Source organism: Burkholderia sp. 567 (genome assembly GCF_040545115.1).
Taxonomy (GTDB): Bacteria; Pseudomonadota; Gammaproteobacteria; order Burkholderiales; family Burkholderiaceae; genus Burkholderia; species Burkholderia ambifaria.
On the sequence record NZ_JBEPLG010000003.1, the window covers coordinates 138,465 to 154,604 of the forward strand.

The window sequence follows — 16,140 nt, forward strand, 5'->3', positions numbered from 1 at the left end:
ACCAGACAACTCCAGCGCTAGTCCTCGAGAAGATTGCAGCGATGCTTCCGAGCCCGGTAGACGAAATCATCGTGGCCTCCGTGCGAGAAGAAGTCATCGGTTGTATTAGCCTCCACGCACTACCTCTCTTCCATGCGGTGGGCAATCTCGGGCGCATAACTAGCATGGTCGTCGACGAGCGATATCGGGGAAACGGAGTTGGTAGCGCACTGATTGACGCTGCAGAACACTGGTTTAGGCAGGTGGGATGTGTCAAGTTGGAAGTGACGAGCGGTGACCACCGACCGGCTGCTCACCACTTCTACGAGCGACATGGTTTCTTGAGGGACGGCCAGCGGCTTTCCAAGAAGCTCCATTCATAGAGGGGCGTCTTTACCTGATCGCTTACAACGAAGGTAACTAACGCACGTATTGAATGAGGCTCTGCGGTCGCCAGACGCGCGACTTCTGACGCGTTGTTGGGGAGCGTCGCTTTTCCGCGTCGCCGCTCCCTGCCGAGGACGCCAGGTCTCTGGCGGTCCCACCTCCTGCGAAATGAAGGGTCTAGGGCAAGCGGTCCTTCTTCAACGTCGGGCCGTGGTCGCCAGGAGTGACGAGCATAGGCGCCTACCTATTTGAGGTGGACACCTACGCCTGACAAAGACTCAGAGTGGAGAGTGGTGCGACAGAGCACCGATGGCCGGCGTCGCTACGACGAGAAAGCAAGCGTGTACGGGGCGACGCCCGTCGCCGGTGTGGCGCAACGAGCACCGGCACGAGCACGTCAGCGCCGAACACGTCACCCCAATCGCCGAAGCTGCGACCGCGCGTGAGCCACTGCGAGGTTGAATACCGGCACTTCATCGAGGGTACTCAACCGTAAGCCGCAGGCGGTCAACGTACTCTATGTCGCAACGAGCTGTTTCGACGCGAACCCAACGACCGCACGAGAGAAGGTCAAGTCATGCCCGACTCGGCGCGACGCATGCAAGACCACGGCCGGGTGTTGGAGCTAGCGGAGCTTGATATGACCGAGACGCTATTCGGACGCCAATGCCAATCTGACTGCAGCCTCGGCATGAGCGATAGTCGTATCGATAATCGGGACGGGGCTATCCTCGGGTTTGACAAGCATGCCGAACTCCGTACATCCCAGAACGATCACTTCCGCGCCACGAGATACCAGGTCGGCGATCGCTCTCCTGAACTTCTCGCGCGTTTCGGGCAGGAAGATGCCCTTGGCGAGTTCTTCGTACAAGGCGTTGTGTACGTTCTCCTGATGCTCGCCCTCCGCAATGACCACGTCGAGGCCGTAGCGATCCTTGAGCCGGTTAACGAAGTAGGTTCCCGTCATCGTGTAGCGGCTGCCAAGCAAACCAACGGTTTTGTAGCCTCGCTCCAGCACGCTGCTGGCCGTTGGGTCGACTATGTGGATGAACGGCAGATCGACATTCGCCTCGATCCGCTCAGCGGCCGTATGTACGGTATTACAGGCCAGAAGGAAGAAATCGGCGCCCGCAGCCTTCAGCTTGTTACCCTCTGCAGCAAGCAAGTCGCCCACGATATCCCAGCGCCCTTCCCGTTGCCGCCGTTCGATCTCCTCGAAGTCGGTCTGTGCAAGAACCAGTTTCGCGCAGTGCAGACCTTCGCCACCCATCTGTCGAGCGACAAGACTATTAATTGTCTGATAGTAAATAATCGAACTTGGCCATGCGATTCCGCCGACAATACCAATCGTTTTCAAATCAAATCTCCGAATTCAAATGGATTCCGGGTGTCTCCGTCACGATGCTGGAATGCATCCACCTCGACAGCTAGATGGGCATCGTACCGTCGCACCCGACAAATACATACATCCAATTGTTTCGAATATTTGTTGCGAAATATGCATATATGCTGCCGAGACTATCCCCAAGACGCTTGAAGCTGACCGAGAAAGCCGCGCGCACTCGGCGTTAGCGCTCGGTCTTTCAAAACGACGATTCCCAGTGTCCGATTGATGACAGGTTTCGTTAGCGGTCTTGAAACAAGACCGGCGCTAAGTGCGCTCGGTACCGCTCCTCCCGGAAGGATCGCCAATCCGACCCCGGCCTGGACGCATTGCATAACGGTCGCGAACTGACTGACTGTAACGGCGTGTTGAAGCACCAAGCCGCCCGCAAGCGCCAGACCCTCCAGATGTCGCCTCGTCTGCGACTCCTTGGGCATCGACACCATGGGAAAGTGCGATGCTTCCTCGAGCGATATACCGGACTTCTTCGACAGCGGATGCCCGTTCGGCATTACGACATGGAACGCTTCGATGGCCAATTTGATGGTCGACAGCTCGTTAGGCACATCATCAATGTAGGTGATGCCAAAGTCGGCTACACCACCGCGAACGTCTTCCACGATTTTTCCGTAGACACCTTCGCGAATCTGGATTTCCACACGCGGTTTCGACTTGCTGTAGCGGGCTATGATGCCGGGCAGTTGGATACATGCGACAGACATCACCGTGGAAATAATGACTTGACCTCGCAGTTCATCCGTAATCTCGCGCATGCTGTCAACCGAGATGCGCAGATCCGCGAGAATACGGTTGGCCAGCGCAATGAATTCTTCACCGGCCGCGGTGATTTCCAGTCGTCGCGTTGTGCGACGAAAGATGTCGAGACCGATAGCTTGCTCGACACGCTGGACCGTACGCGTCAATGCTGGTTGGGAAACATTGAGGGTGATCGACGCCGCCATGAAACTGCCGCATTCGGCGATGGTACATACCGCTTGAAGCTCGCGGGAGCTGAGATCAGGGATAAGGGGGCGGCTCATGATGTTCCTTGGTAGGCATACCCCTTGTAGTTTATGGCCAAACGAAACGACCTTGGTTGCGCGGCTTCATCAATAGCAAGAACCCCTGCGGTTCCAATCAAGTCGATATTCCAGGAGAAGGTGACGTTCGCCCTGCTTCGTGCCGCGCGAGATCCGTTTCCGTCTCTTGCGCACTGGCTCTTGGCGCATCCAATGCGCCCTCCCACTTCGCCACGACCGCGCATGCGATAGAGTTCCCAACGGCATTGGTCGCGGACCGCCCCATATCCATGAAGGTGTCGATAGCCATGATCATGAGCAGACCTGCTTCCGGCAAATTGAAATGCGCGAGCGTCGCTGCAATGACCACCAACGATGCCCGAGGAACGCCTGCGATGCCCTTGGAAGTCACCATCAGCATCAGGAGCATCGTGACTTGCGTCTCGATCGGCAGGGCGATGCCGTATGCTTGCGCGATGAACAGGATCGTAAAGGTGCAGTAAACCATCGTCCCGTCAAGATTGAATGAATACCCGAGCGGGAGGACAAAGCTCGAGATGCGCCGACTCACACCGAATTTATCAAGTGCCGTGAGCATCTGCGGAAACGCTGCCTCGGAGCTCGCCGTCATGAAAGAAAGCAGGAACGGCGCACGAATCATCTTGACCAGGGAGAAGATTCTGCGTCCAAGAAAAATGAAACCCACGAGTATCAGTACCGACCAAAGAGTCGCAAGCCCCAGATAGAACATTCCGATGAACTTCGCGAAGGTCATCAGAATACCTAGACCTTTGGTGGCAATAATCGAAGCGATAGCAGTGAAGACCGCAATCGGAGAGAAGCGCATGACCGCTTCCGTTATCTTCAGCATCATCATACCGAGCTGATCGACCACCTGAACCAGCATTTTGCCTCGTTCTTCGAGTGCCGCCAAAGCGATCCCACAGAATATGGAAAAAACAACGACCTGAAGAATCTCGTTCTGGGCCATTGCCTCCGCAGCGGAGCGAGGGACGAGATGAGTGATGAAGTCCTTCAGCGAGAAGGCGTTGGTGCTCAACGATACGCTCGCAGTGACCTCAGGGAGCGGGAAATTGGTATTGGCGCCGGGTTGAAGCCAGTTAGCCAGAACGAGACCAAGAACGAGCGACACCAACGATGCGCCGACGAACCAGGACATCGCCTTGAGCCCCACTCGACCCACCGCACCCACATCCCCCATTTTTGCGATGCCTGGTACAAGGGTTGCGAATACAAGCGGCGCAACAATCATCTTGATCAAGCGGAGGAAGACTTCAGTGCCGATCGAGAGGTACCCGGCTATCGAGGCAATCTGCGCGGAATCCTGGACTTGATTGTGGCAGATCGCCCCGACGATGGCGCCAAGGATCATCGCGCCAATGATATAGCGCGTAAGGGATGGGGTCTTTCTCATAGAGTTCTCGATGGGAACATTCGGCGAACACACTCATCCATCGGACGTAATTCCGACGTAAAGTAATGTTCAGTTTTTGTGTTGGAGTAACCTGAAAGGCAGGTTCGTCAACCGCGACTAAGCGACCTCAAAAATCGCTTCGATTTCGACCGCAAGGCCCGCCGGCAGCGAAGCCATTCCAACCGCAGAGCGCGCATGTCGCCCTCGTTCGCCGAACACCTCCATGAATAGCTCCGAACACCCATCGATCACCTTCGGGTGCTCCTTGAAGTCAGCATCCGCCTGCACCATTCCGAAGATCTTCACGATGCCCCGGATATTGTCGAGGTCCCCGACTGCACGTTGGGCGGTAGCAAGGAGCTGCAACGCTATCCTTCGGGCGTCGTCATATCCGTCCTGCGTCGTATAACCGCTTCCGAGACGTCCTTTTCTAAGCGTTCCGTCTTCGTTCCGAGCCCCTTGCCCCGAGAGAAACAGCAGGTTTCCGGCTCGGTAATACGGGGCGTAGCTTCCGACTGGTGTGGGGATATTGGGAAGCTGAATCCCCAATGCTGACACGCGTTCCGCAGTTTTGCTCACGGCAGTCTCCTGTTAACCCGGCAAGCCCATGACCCTCGATGCGTCGCGTAATGGCTTCTTGCCTGGATGATCGGCCTTTCGAATGCAACTGAGTGGTGTTCGTACTCAGTCGGTAAAAATTCGAACCGATATTTCTTTGAATTTCGTGCCGCCGATTTTCAAAAAAACCGGCCGCCCTGCTGGATCAAGACCGCCGTGCGATATCGCACGACGGTGCTCGCTCCTCCAGTTTCGATTTATCGTGCGACGCCGTCGAAAACGTCGGCTACCGATCGTCCGACGATCTGCTCATAGATTGCCGGATCCGTTGCGCCCTCCAGACCAAACAGCAAAATCTGGCTCTGCTGGTCAAGGCCCAGCGCCTCGCGGAGTTCGGGGAGTTCCTTGGCCTTCAGAACCACAGCAGTCCCTCCCGCCGCGGTTTCACCACACACAATCGGGTTGTCTCCATTACCGGCCGCCAACGCGCGCATCGCATCTTCTGCCCACGAATCGGGGATCGTAACGAAATCGCTGCCGAGCCAATCGAGCAGTGCCCAAGCGGCCGGAGAAACCTCACGGCATGCCAGCCCCGCCATGATGGTGTGCAGCGATCCGGCGGACGGAGTCGGTGTGCGGTTGAATGCGCTTTGATACAAACAATCGGCTTCATTCGGCTCGACCATCACCATGCGAGGCGCGGCGCCATCGAGTTCCTGGTAGAAGCGCAGGAAAATCGCAGCGGCGATGCTGCCGACGCCACCCTGAACAAAAATATGCGTGATCGCTTTCGGATCGGGCAACTGTTGCAGCGCCTCGTCCACGAGCACCATATACGCATTCATCACATCGCGCGGTGACCCGGAAGCGTAGTCGTCCCACGAAGTGCTCGACACGAAATGCCATCCGTTGTTCTTCGCGTCGCTGCGCGAACGCCCCACGGATGCCTCGTATTCGCCCTGAATGCGAATCACAATGGCGCCGAGCGCCTCCATGGCCTCTTTCCTGCCCGGGCTAACGTGCTCGTGGATATAGACAACACAGCGGCAACCGAACGCTTTCGCCGCATAGGCCAGACCGCGTCCCTGGTTTCCGTCGGTCGCGACAGTAACCGTGACACGCTCCGTAATTTCCCGGTACTTGCCGCTCCGAAGATCGTCCGATGTGGGACGCGTACCGGTCTTCTTCTCTACAGCGTCTGCCAGAATGCAAAACACCGCATACGGGGCACCCAGCGCCTTGAAACTGCCCATACCACGACCAAAGCGCTGGCTCTCGTCCTTATAGTAGATCTTCGACACATTCGTTTGCGCCGCGAGATTATCGAGCGAGTGCAACGGCTGTGACGCATACTCGGGCCAGCTGTGAATCTCCTTCACTGCCATGCGCCACTCGCCGAGGTTCTCGACGGCCGCCGCGGCCCGATCCCCCTTTGCGGCATCGAGCCAGGACGGATTTTTGCAATGTTGAAATACGGGGTTCATACACATTCCTTGCAGAAGTAAGCGAGACAGATGCAATACTCGAGAGCGTGGGTCGATCCCGGTTGAGCGCTGAATCCACCTCCCGCGGGTCGAGCGCACGGTGCTCGCGCTTGCTCGCCGTCCGGGGGCGTCTCTGCTCTTACACGAGCGACTTCCCGTATCGACCCAGGCGAGAGTACGTGTCCAATTTCGTATGCGTGAGCACCATGCGCATTCGGAATACCATGCGTCGGATCCGGCATTGAGCAAAGACGCGCGATGTAGGACAGTGGTGTTTTCGTACCCGTAGAGTCGCCACGGGCGTCTCTCAGAACTTCTTTCGGAATTGAAATGGAAGCGAAATGGCTGGAGGACTTCCTGTCTTTGGCGGAAACAAGAAGCTTTTCTCGCGCGGCCCACGATCGCCACTTAACCCAATCGGCCCTGAGCCGCCGGATCGCCGCACTCGAGACCTGGCTCGGTGCAAAGCTCATTGATCGTACGGTCAGTCCCGTACGCTTGACCTCAACCGGGGTCATGTTTCGTGGTCAGGCTGCCGAGATACTGCGAGGCATCTACGCCGCGCGCACGTTGGCGCACGCCCATGAGCTCGTCGCCGACGGTGTGCAGGTGGTGCGCCTCTCCGTCGTGCATACGCTGCTTTTTACCTTTCTGCCACAGCGCCTCAGAAAGCTGCGGGACGAGCTCGGGCACATCAAGGCAAAAGTCCAGGCGGTCAACATTCCGGATGGCGTGCAAGCACTGGTGGAAGGCGACACGGATCTGTTCCTTGCCTACCACCACCCGCAACTACCCATCCTTCTCGATGCCAACCGCTTCCCCTTTCTGACGCTGGGCACGGATAAATTGATTCCGGTCTCTGCGACCGATGCGAATGGAAGTGCGCTGTATCGACTGTCTGGCGAGTCTCGAGAGCCAATTCCATTCATGGCGTATGCGCCTGGAACATTCTTGGGCAACGTCGTGGAAATGCTCATCCTGAATTCAGTAGAAACATGCGGTCTGCGGCGTACCTTCGAAGCGCACATGTCCGAGGCCGTAAAGGCAATGGTCGTGGCAGGCAACGGATTAGGATGGCTCCCTGCGAGTTGCATAGCGCGAGAGTTGCAAGAAAAGTCGGTGGCGATAGCCGGCGCGGACAGTTGGGCGACCGACCTGGAAATCCGCATCTATCGCTCGGCAGAAAACCAGAGCACCGCGGCCGAAGAGCTGTGGAGCCGGATGAAAAAACACGCTTCCGGTGGTGCGTCCCCGACCTCCACACCGGAGCGATGACGCGTAACGAATTCGGCGACGACCTTCGCGATCGCGCTGCCGAAAACATAGCCAAAATGATCGGCGTGGCACCTTTCGATTCACCACGCCGGAACAACACTTCCGTATGCCAACCATACGTGCTCAGTCGGCATCAATACTTCGTCTTCGAAGCCACCATGCACCGGCGCGTCCGACGGCGAAGCATCGGGTGGGGTTTGGTTAGACCATCAGATCCGCGAGCGATGCCATGTCGTCTATCCAGATATCCGGTTGATGCGGCGTGCCGCCGAACGGGCGCTTGCGACGGTCGATGAACGCCGAGCGCATGCCAGCCGACTTTGCGCCGATGCAATCGAATGCGTGGTTCGCAACGAAGAGAACTTCGCTGAGTTTCACCCCCATGATCTCCGCTGCCTTCGTGTAAGTTGCGACGTGCGGCTTGAACGACTCGGCGGCTTTCACGGAAATCACGTTGTCGAACGGAATCTTGTGGTATTCCTTGGCCGTTTCGAGCATGTCGGGATCGCCGTTCGAAAGGACCACGATCTTATAGCGCGTCTGCAGACGTGCAAGTGCCTCGGGAACGTCGGGGAACGGCTTGAGGCGCTCGATGCACGACACGAGATAGCGGACTTCCTCTTGCGTGTACTGGATGCCTGCGCGCTCCAACGTATAGGCGACCGCACGATGGCCGATTTCACGGTACGGCGTATGCTCCTTGTGCAGCAGCGCATCGATCATCGAGTTCTCGAAGTGCGTGCGGCGCCACCACGTCACGAACGAATTCGGGTTGCCCGTCCAACCCTTCTCCTTGAGAAAGGGTGCGGCGATTTCCGTCAGCCCCTTCTGCATGTCGACCACGGTACCGTATTGATCGAACATGACAACCTTGATCTCGCTCTTGAGTTGTTCAGCGTTACTCATGACTCTTGCTCTCCTGGATAAGATTTGTCGCGGAGCGGTTTCCATTTGCCGTCGCGCAACTTGACTTTAAGAATGCACCATTCATTTATCAAATGGATTTACGGTATCGCGACATTCACTTAGTGAATATTTTGATGGCTCAGTCGTCGCTATAAAGTGCGTCTCGACGAGGTTCTCGGATGAACACCAGCCCTATGACAAACGACATGGCTGCGACTGTCACCGGATACCAGAGCCCGAAGTAGATGTCCCCTGTCTGCGCAACCAGCGCAAAACACACCGTCGGTAGTAGCCCGCCAAAATAGCCGTTGCCGACGTGATACGGCAACGACATCGCTGTGTACCTGATCCGCGTGGGGAACATCTCGACAAGAATGGCGGCAATAGGGCCAAGGGTCATCGCCCCGTACGCCATGAGCAGCACAAGCAGAACCAGAATCATCGGGCGATTCACCGTATCGGGATCAGCCTTCAGCGGATATCCTGCCGCGCCCAACGCCCTGATCGTAGCCACCCTGAACTGCTGCTCGGCCACTTTCGCTTGTGCCGGAGCAAGCCCTTTTAACGAAGGCGCAGCGATCTCCGTTGAGCCAATCTTGACGCGCGTGCTCGACCCGGCGGCTGCATCGACTGTCGCGTAGCTTGCGGAATTTGCCGACAGCACACGTCGCGCAACGTCACACGCGCTGTTGAACGATGCGGTGCCGGTTGGATTGAACTGGAACGAGCAGTCAGCCGGATCACTGACGATGGCCACCGGCGAAGACGCCTGAGCGGCAGCTAATGCCGGATTGGCAAAGTGAGTCAACCCATGAAAAATCGGAACGATAGTCAATGCCGCCAGGAACGAGCCACACAGAATGATTGGCTTTCGTCCGATACGGTCGGAAAGACGTCCGAAGAATACGTAGAGCGGTGTGCTGATGACCAGCGCAAGTCCAACCAACAGGTTGGTTGTCCCGGCATCGACCTTCAATGTCTGCGTCAGAAAGAACATCGCGTAAAAAAGCGCCGTGAACCATACAACCGCCTGTCCCGCCAGCAATCCAAATAGCGCCTGCAGGACAAGCTTCAGATAGCGCCACTGACCAAATGCTTCCGACAACGGTGCGCGAGACGTTCGTCCCTCTGCCTTGATGCGCTGGAACGCCGGTGACTCATGCATCGAAAGACGCACGTATACGGAGATCCCCAACAGGACGCCAGAAAACAAGAAGGGGATGCGCCACCCCCACACCTCGAACGATGTACCCGTCAGCGAACGCACGGTGATGATCAAGACCAGCGACAGCAGCAGCCCGATCGTGGACGTGGTCTGAATCCATGAGGTCCACCCGCCTCGCTTGTCATGCGGCGCGTGCTCGGCAACGTATGTGGCCGCCGCGCCGTACTCTCCGCCAAGCGCCAAGCCCTGGAGCATTCGAAGAACGACCAAGATAATCGGTGCGGCAACGCCCAGGGTCGCGTAGCCAGGCAACAGCCCGACCAGCAGCGTCGAGCAACCCATGATGAGAATCGTCAATAGAAACGTGTGTTTTCGACCGACGAGATCGCCCAGTCTGCCGAATACAAGCGCTCCAATCGGTCGAACAATGAACCCGGCCGCGAAGGTCAGCAGCGCGAAAACAAACGCAGTCGTATGATTCAGACTACTGAAGAATTGCGCGGCAATCAGTGCCGCCAGCGATCCGTATAAGAAGAAGTCGTACCATTCGAATACAGCGCCGAGCGAGGCGGCAAAAACCACCCTCCTCTCGTCGGCGCTGAAGGCACTACGGCGTGCCGCGGTGAGCTCGTTGTGCATCTGGGTCTCCTCCTTTCCTTGTCGCGCCGACAGGAATGCCGACGACCAGCCGGCTTCGACACGTAGACTCGTGTCTGGAGGCCCGCAGACTCAACGATAGGTCTGCAGCGTTTATTTTCGAAATGGATATGTTGTATCTAACTATTCACATAGCAAATAAAATACGGTTCGTCGCGGCTTCCCGGGGGGGCACCAGGAACGTCGCTGACGCGATCCGAAAGACATTCGAAAGGCTCCATCACCTCGAAATCGGCCGGTGACAGCTTCGGGTCGGCTACCGGGCTCCTTGCCATTAGCCAGGCCCATCGCTGGCGGCCGCGAGAAGCGGCACGACCAGATCGCTGATCGGCGTCGCAATTCCGTGAGATCGTCCGCGTCGCTGCACCACGCCATTCCGGCAGTCCCATTCGAGCGGGCGGTTACCCTGCCGATCGGCAAGAATGGACGTCCCCAAATCGGGCGGGAAGCGATGGAATCCGTCGACGATCTCCCGCGGCACTTCATCGCCCAGCTTCGCGCCCTCCGCACGGGCGACTTCGAGACATTCCCGCAGGTAGGCGAGCGACAGTTCGGTGATGTCGCTTCGCGAGAACATGCCGGCGCGCCGGCCAGTCAACACCATGAGTCCCGCCACCGCGTTCTGCAAAAGCTTTCGCCATGCGAGCGAGATGAAATCATCCGCCACCTCGACCGGGCATCGCGTGCCGTGCAACGCCGAGACCACCACGTTGCTCGCCGGCGTATCGGGCACAGTGAGCCGAGGTTTGCCGCGCAGCCACACCGACGTATCCGATTCGCGTTGCGCCGGAAACCAGACGACAGATGGCACGATCGCCGCGCCGGCCGCATATGGCGCGAAGGCGGCTGTTTGCTCGACGCCATTTTGCAGCACGCAGACCACCGTCTTCGCATCGCATAGCGCCGGGATCCAGGGTGCCGCGCTCGCCACTTGCGTCGACTTGACCGCAACGAACACGAGATCGAACCTTTCGTTGACCGCTTGCGGATCGTTCCGCACGGGCCCGGGCACGACGATCTCGCCGCCATCGAAGCGCAGCGTCAACCGCTCGTGCGCCGAGCGGCCGCAAATCATCGGCGTGCGGCCAGCGTCATGAAGGGCTGCGGCAACGGTCGTTCCGATTGCGCCTGGACCGACAACGGCCACGGTCGGGTAGTCAGACTTCGTCATGGTGTTCATCCTGTCGTGTGATCTCCGAGATGCGGGCGCAGTGCGAGCACGAGCGGAAAAATTGCCAGAGCGGTGAACGCGGTGGCATACGTGGCGGCCTGCACGCCGATCCTGTCGCCGAGGAAACCGTAGAGGACAGGCGATATCGCGCCCGATGCGATCGTTCCCGTGTAGAAAATTGCGAATGCGCGCTCCGTGCGCTCGGGCGGGGACATCTCCGGAACGGTTCCGTACAGCACGGACGACGTGCCGTTGAGCATCATGCCCAGAATCGGCAGCAGCACCATGGTAAGCGCCAACGGCAGATACATCACGCCGATGATGCACGCGGCCGTACCGCCTTCCGTGAGCAGCACCGTCCTCACCACACCCATACGCGCGCCAAGCCAGCCACAAAAGAATTTGCCGGCCGCCCCGCCAATGAAAACAAGCGCAAGGGCCGTTCCCAGCAATTGAGGCGAGATGCCTTTTGCGTTGAGCAGGAAAGGCAGAAAGGTAAGCAGTCCCATGCGTACGGCCGTATCTAGCACGCCGATGGAAAACAGCGCGTTGAATCCGCGCCCCTGGGTGCCCGTGCGTTGAGCGGACGCTTGCTCTTTTGCCGCCGTCTTTCCGGCGCCACTTGGCACGGCGGGAAACCAGAGCGCGATGCCTGCGGCAGCGACGCAGCCCAATCCAGCGACGACCCACAGCGCGTGACGCCACGGCATCATGGTCACGAGCAGCGAAATGGCTGCCGGCAGCGCGGATTTCCCCAGATCGCCGGAAAAGTTGTAGAGGCTCAGAGGGCCTCGCGCGTCACGCCCGTAGGTGCGGGAGATGGCGCCCGATGCAATCGGATGTTGCGTGCTGGATCCACCGCCCGATATCGCCAGCGCCACGCACAAACCGAGCAGGCCACCCGACATGCCGGCAATTGCATAGCCCAGCGCGGCGAGCAGCGTGCCGATCGCGAGGACGGCGCGACTACCGAGGCGTTGCGCGAGACGTCCTGCCGGCAACTGCAGCACCGCCATCGTGCCGGCATAGAGGCCGCGCAGGATAGCCAGGGCCGCGAAGTCGAGCCCGAACTCGGACTGCCATACGGGCAGCAGCGCATAGATCATGTCCGTATAGCCATCGTGGATTGCGTGTGCAATGCAGGATAGCCATAGCACGCGCGGTCGTGATGGCACAGCGTCCCGCGTGACGGGAGGGGAAAAAACCGGCAAGCGCATCGACGTTCTCTCTATACGAGTGGCTGATGGAAGCTACTCGTGGTGTGTTCTTCTGGTTCGACGCGTCAATTTTATGGCCGAGGTATCAGCCATATCAATTGAGCTAAAATCGCGTCAACGGAGAGAAAAAGTCACGTACGTCATGAGCGAAAGCCGAGGTGCTGCGAAGAATCGGGACGAGTTGCCGCCGCTCAATGCGCTGCGCGCTTTCGATGCGGTCGCGCGGCACGGCAGCTTCGCGGGCGCGGCGGCGGAACTGCATGTCACCCATTGGGCCGTCGGAAAACAGATCCGGCTGCTGGAGGACTGGTTCGGCCTGCCGTTGTTTGACCGTCGTCCGCGCGGCGTCGTGCTGACCGACGAAGGGGCCGTATTGCTGAACGACGTCAGCCACGCGTTCGAACACCTCGGCACCGCGGTGGTGCGGCTGCGCCACAATACCCTCACGCACCGGATATCGGGCGTCGTGCGGGTGAATGTGCCGATGAGCTTCGCGTTTTGCTGGCTGCTGCCACGGCTTGCCGATTTCCATTCGCGGTATCCCGACATCGACGTCAGGGTGTCGACGACATCGCGCAAGCTGCGCTATGTCGCCGACGCTTTCGATATCGGTGTTCGCTCCGGTCCGGAACAGGGTGCGGGCGTCGTATCGCGCCCGTTGATGCCCGACCTGCGCGTGCCGGCCTGCAACCCCGCGTTGCTGCGCCAGCATCCGATACAGAGCGTGGCCGATCTGCGCCATCACACGCTGCTGCATTCGGCCACGACGCGCTCAGCGTGGTCGCACTGGTTGCGGGAAGCGGGTGCTGCCGATCTGCGCGCGGCGCGCCATGTCGAATTCGATCATGTAAATCTTCAGCTTGGCGCTGCCATCGAGGGGCTGGGCGTGGCGCTGGCGTCGCTGCCGCTGATCGGGCGCGATCTCGCCGAAGGCCGCCTCGTGTGTCCCATCGCATCGCCTGTATGGCGCGCCGACGACTACACGCTGGTGACGAACGTCGATCGCGCCGACGATGCCGCGGTGTCCGCGTTCGAGCAATGGATGGAAGGCATGGCGAGCCAAGAGGCTGGATAGGCTCGCAGATCAGGGCAGGCGGCGTACTCCCTTCCGGGCCCACACGTTGAGGCTACGCGTCAGGCGCTAGTGGCCCAATGCGCAATATTGCCACCCTATTGCGGAAAAAATCGGTTCATCTCGACCGGACCGTCAGAGCGAGGCGCAGGTACTGGCAATCAGGCTCCGCATCCATTTATGCGCCACGCTGTTGTCGTTGCGACGATGCCAGTAGATGTCCCACGAGAATGGCTCCGACGGGAATGGCAACGCGCGCACCGCCAATGGTTCCGATGCGAAACGCGCAGCCAGCTTGCCGGAAATGACGGCGATCAGTTGAGTCTCGCGAAGGATCGGCGGGATCAGCAGCCAATGCGGGACCTTCGCGACCACATTCCGGGAATAACCCTGGTCGGCCAGGACGTTATCGACAAAACGTATGTCGGTCGGGCTCATCGCCACCCGAAGATGATCCGCATTCAGAAAACGCTGGAGCGTCAGCTTGCCCTTCGTCAGCGGGTGATCGGCGCGCATGACGCACACCATCTGGTCCATGAACAGCTTCTCGCTCCGTATATTCGGCGCGGGTTGCAATTGCATGCTGACACCGAAATCCAGTTCGTCGCTTTCCAGCGCCTTGATCGTTCGCTCCGGTGACAGGTGGAGTACGTCCAGCGTGACGCGTGGTGCGGATTCCGACAACGTAGCGAGTAGCTGGGGCAACAACAGGCAACCGACCAGATCGGACATCCGCGCGGTGAATTCACGCTCGCTCGTCGCGGGATCGAAATTGACGTCGCTCGACATCAGCCGCTCTGTCTGCCGAAGAATCTGCCGCACGGACTCACCGAGTTCAATGGCCCGCGGCGTGGGCTCCATCGCCCCGCCAGAACGAATGAACAGATCATCCTTGAACAGATGACGAAGTCTGGACAGCGCGTTGCTCATGGCAGGCTGACTCATCGGAATTCTCAGCGCGGCCCGCGTCACATTCCGCTCCCGCATAAGCGCATCGAAGATGACAAGCAGGTTCAAATCTACGGAGCGGAGGTTCATCCCGGTGACCTTTATCGCGATGGCAATCGGCCATACTTTACATGAATGTTTAGATACAGAAAATCCATTTCAGAAATATAACTGCTGCCGCTATGCTGCCTCAGACACATTGAGGAGAGCCAGATGGACTCGGGATTCGCAACGTTCGATAGCGGCACGTCAGCACGCCCCCTTGCGGGAATACGGATTATCGATCTAACCCGAGTCGTGTCAGGTCCATTCGCGACCATGCATCTGGCCGATCTCGGCGCTGACGTCATCAAGATCGAGGAACCCACCAGCGGGGACGACAGCCGAGCGTTCGGGCCGCCGTTCGTCGCAGGCGAAAGCGCCTACTTTCTGTCCGTCAACCGTAACAAGCGTAGTTGTGCGATCGACCTGAAGAGCGACGCGGGACGACAGATTCTGCTGAGCATGATCGAGACCGCGGATGTCGTCGTTGACAACTTCCGGCCCGGCGCCATGAAGCGCCTTGGCCTCGATCACGAGACGTTGCGAAGTATCAATCCCCGGTTGATCTGCTGCTCGATCTCTGGTTTCGGCGCACAAGGACCCGATGCGCAGCGCCCTGGTTACGATCTGATCGTGCAGGGTGAAGCCGGCGTCATGGACATCACGGGCGACCCCAGCGGGCAACCGACCAAGGTTGGCACCTCGATCGCGGACATGATTGCAGGCCTCTTCGCCGTACAAGGCATCCTCTCGGCACTGTACGAACGAAATCGAACAGGCATCGCGCGCTCGGTTCAAATTTCAATGCTCGATGCACTCGCTTCGTTGCTCACCTTCAACGCGGGCATTTATTTCTCCACAGGGTCATCGCCGACCCGACGAGGTAACGAACACCCGACCATCTGCCCGTATGAGACCTTCCAGGCATCCGATGGATGGATCAACCTGGGTGTGGCGAACGACAAATTCTGGAAACTGTTCTGCGAGGTGGCCAACGCCTCCGATCTGGTCGACGATCCACGCTTTGCCACCGCACCGCTGCGCGTGAGCAATCGACACGAGTTGCGGCCGTTGGTTGCCGCGCTCATCCGGGACAACAGCAGAGCTTATTGGGTCGAAAAGCTGGGTAAGGCTGGCGTCCCGTGCGGTTTGATTCGGACAGTGGGCGAAGTGTGTGAAGCGCCGCAACTGACCGAGCGCGGGATGATTCTTTCGATGGATCATCCCATTGCAGGGGTGGTGAAAAACATCACAAACCCGGTTCGCCTGGACGATGCGCCCATGACCCACGCATCGCCACCACCGATGCTGGGCCAGCACACTCGTGAGATCCTCGAATCGCTTCTCGGGCTCTCCGCGCATCAACTCGATGAGCTGGCCGCTCGGGGCGTGATTCGCGATCGGGCAGAGCAAACTGCTCAACAATAGCCAGAAAACATCC

At 58.8% G+C, this 16,140-nt stretch carries 14 protein-coding genes; 4 read left to right on the forward strand and 10 right to left on the reverse strand.

What is annotated here, in order from left to right:
* The first annotated feature begins 41 nt into the window (after nt 1-41).
* The gene (locus ABIC50_RS11155; RefSeq protein ID WP_354164456.1) at nt 42-362 is read left to right on the forward strand and encodes a GNAT family N-acetyltransferase; all 321 of its coding nucleotides are present in this window, start codon (nt 42-44) and stop codon (nt 360-362) included.
* A 656-nt stretch (nt 363-1,018) separates the two neighbouring features.
* On the opposite strand, the gene ABIC50_RS11160 is transcribed toward ABIC50_RS11155, so the two are convergent.
* The 5 genes from ABIC50_RS11160 to ABIC50_RS11180 all read right to left on the reverse strand — a co-directional run bounded on the left by ABIC50_RS11160 (nt 1,019) and on the right by ABIC50_RS11180 (nt 6,246).
* Nucleotides 1,019-1,723, reverse strand: a complete 705-nt coding sequence (locus ABIC50_RS11160; RefSeq protein ID WP_354163810.1) for an aspartate/glutamate racemase family protein — start codon at nt 1,721-1,723, stop codon at nt 1,019-1,021.
* Nucleotides 1,724-1,884: 161 nt separating this feature from the next.
* Nucleotides 1,885-2,790 carry a LysR family transcriptional regulator gene (locus ABIC50_RS11165; RefSeq protein WP_354163812.1) on the reverse strand — a complete coding sequence of 302 codons (906 nt, stop codon included), beginning with the start codon at nt 2,788-2,790 and terminating at the stop codon, nt 1,885-1,887.
* A gap of 97 nt (nt 2,791-2,887) precedes the next feature.
* On the reverse strand, nt 2,888-4,204 hold the full coding sequence (locus tag ABIC50_RS11170) for a dicarboxylate/amino acid:cation symporter (RefSeq protein ID WP_354163814.1): 1,317 nt from the start codon (nt 4,202-4,204) through the stop codon (nt 2,888-2,890).
* A gap of 117 nt (nt 4,205-4,321) precedes the next feature.
* The gene (locus ABIC50_RS11175) at nt 4,322-4,783 is read right to left on the reverse strand and encodes a RidA family protein (RefSeq protein WP_354163816.1); all 462 of its coding nucleotides are present in this window, start codon (nt 4,781-4,783) and stop codon (nt 4,322-4,324) included.
* Nucleotides 4,784-5,019: 236 nt separating this feature from the next.
* A complete protein-coding gene (locus tag ABIC50_RS11180; RefSeq protein WP_354163817.1) occupies nt 5,020-6,246 on the reverse strand; it encodes a diaminopropionate ammonia-lyase in 1,227 nt (408 codons plus the stop codon).
* Between the two features lie 330 nt (nt 6,247-6,576).
* Here ABIC50_RS11180 and ABIC50_RS11185 point away from each other — a divergent pair, with 330 nt between their 5' ends.
* Nucleotides 6,577-7,521, forward strand: a complete 945-nt coding sequence (locus ABIC50_RS11185) for a LysR family transcriptional regulator (protein WP_354163819.1) — start codon at nt 6,577-6,579, stop codon at nt 7,519-7,521.
* Nucleotides 7,522-7,722: 201 nt separating this feature from the next.
* On the opposite strand, the gene ABIC50_RS11190 is transcribed toward ABIC50_RS11185, so the two are convergent.
* The 4 genes from ABIC50_RS11190 to ABIC50_RS11205 form a co-directional block, all read right to left on the reverse strand.
* Entirely contained in the window at nt 7,723-8,427 is a 705-nt protein-coding gene (locus ABIC50_RS11190) for a haloacid dehalogenase type II (protein WP_354163821.1), read from the reverse strand.
* Between the two features lie 139 nt (nt 8,428-8,566).
* Nucleotides 8,567-10,231, reverse strand: coding sequence for an MFS transporter (locus ABIC50_RS11195; protein ID WP_354163823.1), 1,665 nt, complete (start codon nt 10,229-10,231; stop codon nt 8,567-8,569).
* 292 nt (nt 10,232-10,523) lie between these two features.
* The gene (locus tag ABIC50_RS11200) at nt 10,524-11,420 is read right to left on the reverse strand and encodes an oxidoreductase (RefSeq protein ID WP_354163825.1); all 897 of its coding nucleotides are present in this window, start codon (nt 11,418-11,420) and stop codon (nt 10,524-10,526) included.
* A gap of 5 nt (nt 11,421-11,425) precedes the next feature.
* Complete coding sequence (locus tag ABIC50_RS11205) at nt 11,426-12,637, reverse strand: MFS transporter (RefSeq protein WP_354163826.1); 1,212 nt, start codon at nt 12,635-12,637, stop codon at nt 11,426-11,428.
* A gap of 142 nt (nt 12,638-12,779) precedes the next feature.
* Between ABIC50_RS11205 and gcvA the strand changes: the two genes are divergently transcribed.
* The gene (gene gcvA, locus ABIC50_RS11210; RefSeq protein ID WP_354164457.1) at nt 12,780-13,712 is read left to right on the forward strand and encodes a transcriptional regulator GcvA; all 933 of its coding nucleotides are present in this window, start codon (nt 12,780-12,782) and stop codon (nt 13,710-13,712) included.
* Nucleotides 13,713-13,844: 132 nt separating this feature from the next.
* Here gcvA and ABIC50_RS11215 read toward each other — a convergent pair whose 3' ends face one another.
* The gene (locus ABIC50_RS11215; RefSeq protein ID WP_011661288.1) at nt 13,845-14,747 is read right to left on the reverse strand and encodes a LysR family transcriptional regulator; all 903 of its coding nucleotides are present in this window, start codon (nt 14,745-14,747) and stop codon (nt 13,845-13,847) included.
* Nucleotides 14,748-14,870: 123 nt separating this feature from the next.
* On the opposite strand from ABIC50_RS11215, the gene ABIC50_RS11220 reads away from it, so the two are divergent.
* On the forward strand, nt 14,871-16,127 hold the full coding sequence (locus ABIC50_RS11220; RefSeq protein ID WP_354163828.1) for a CaiB/BaiF CoA transferase family protein: 1,257 nt from the start codon (nt 14,871-14,873) through the stop codon (nt 16,125-16,127).
* The last annotated feature ends 13 nt before the right edge of the window (nt 16,128-16,140 follow it).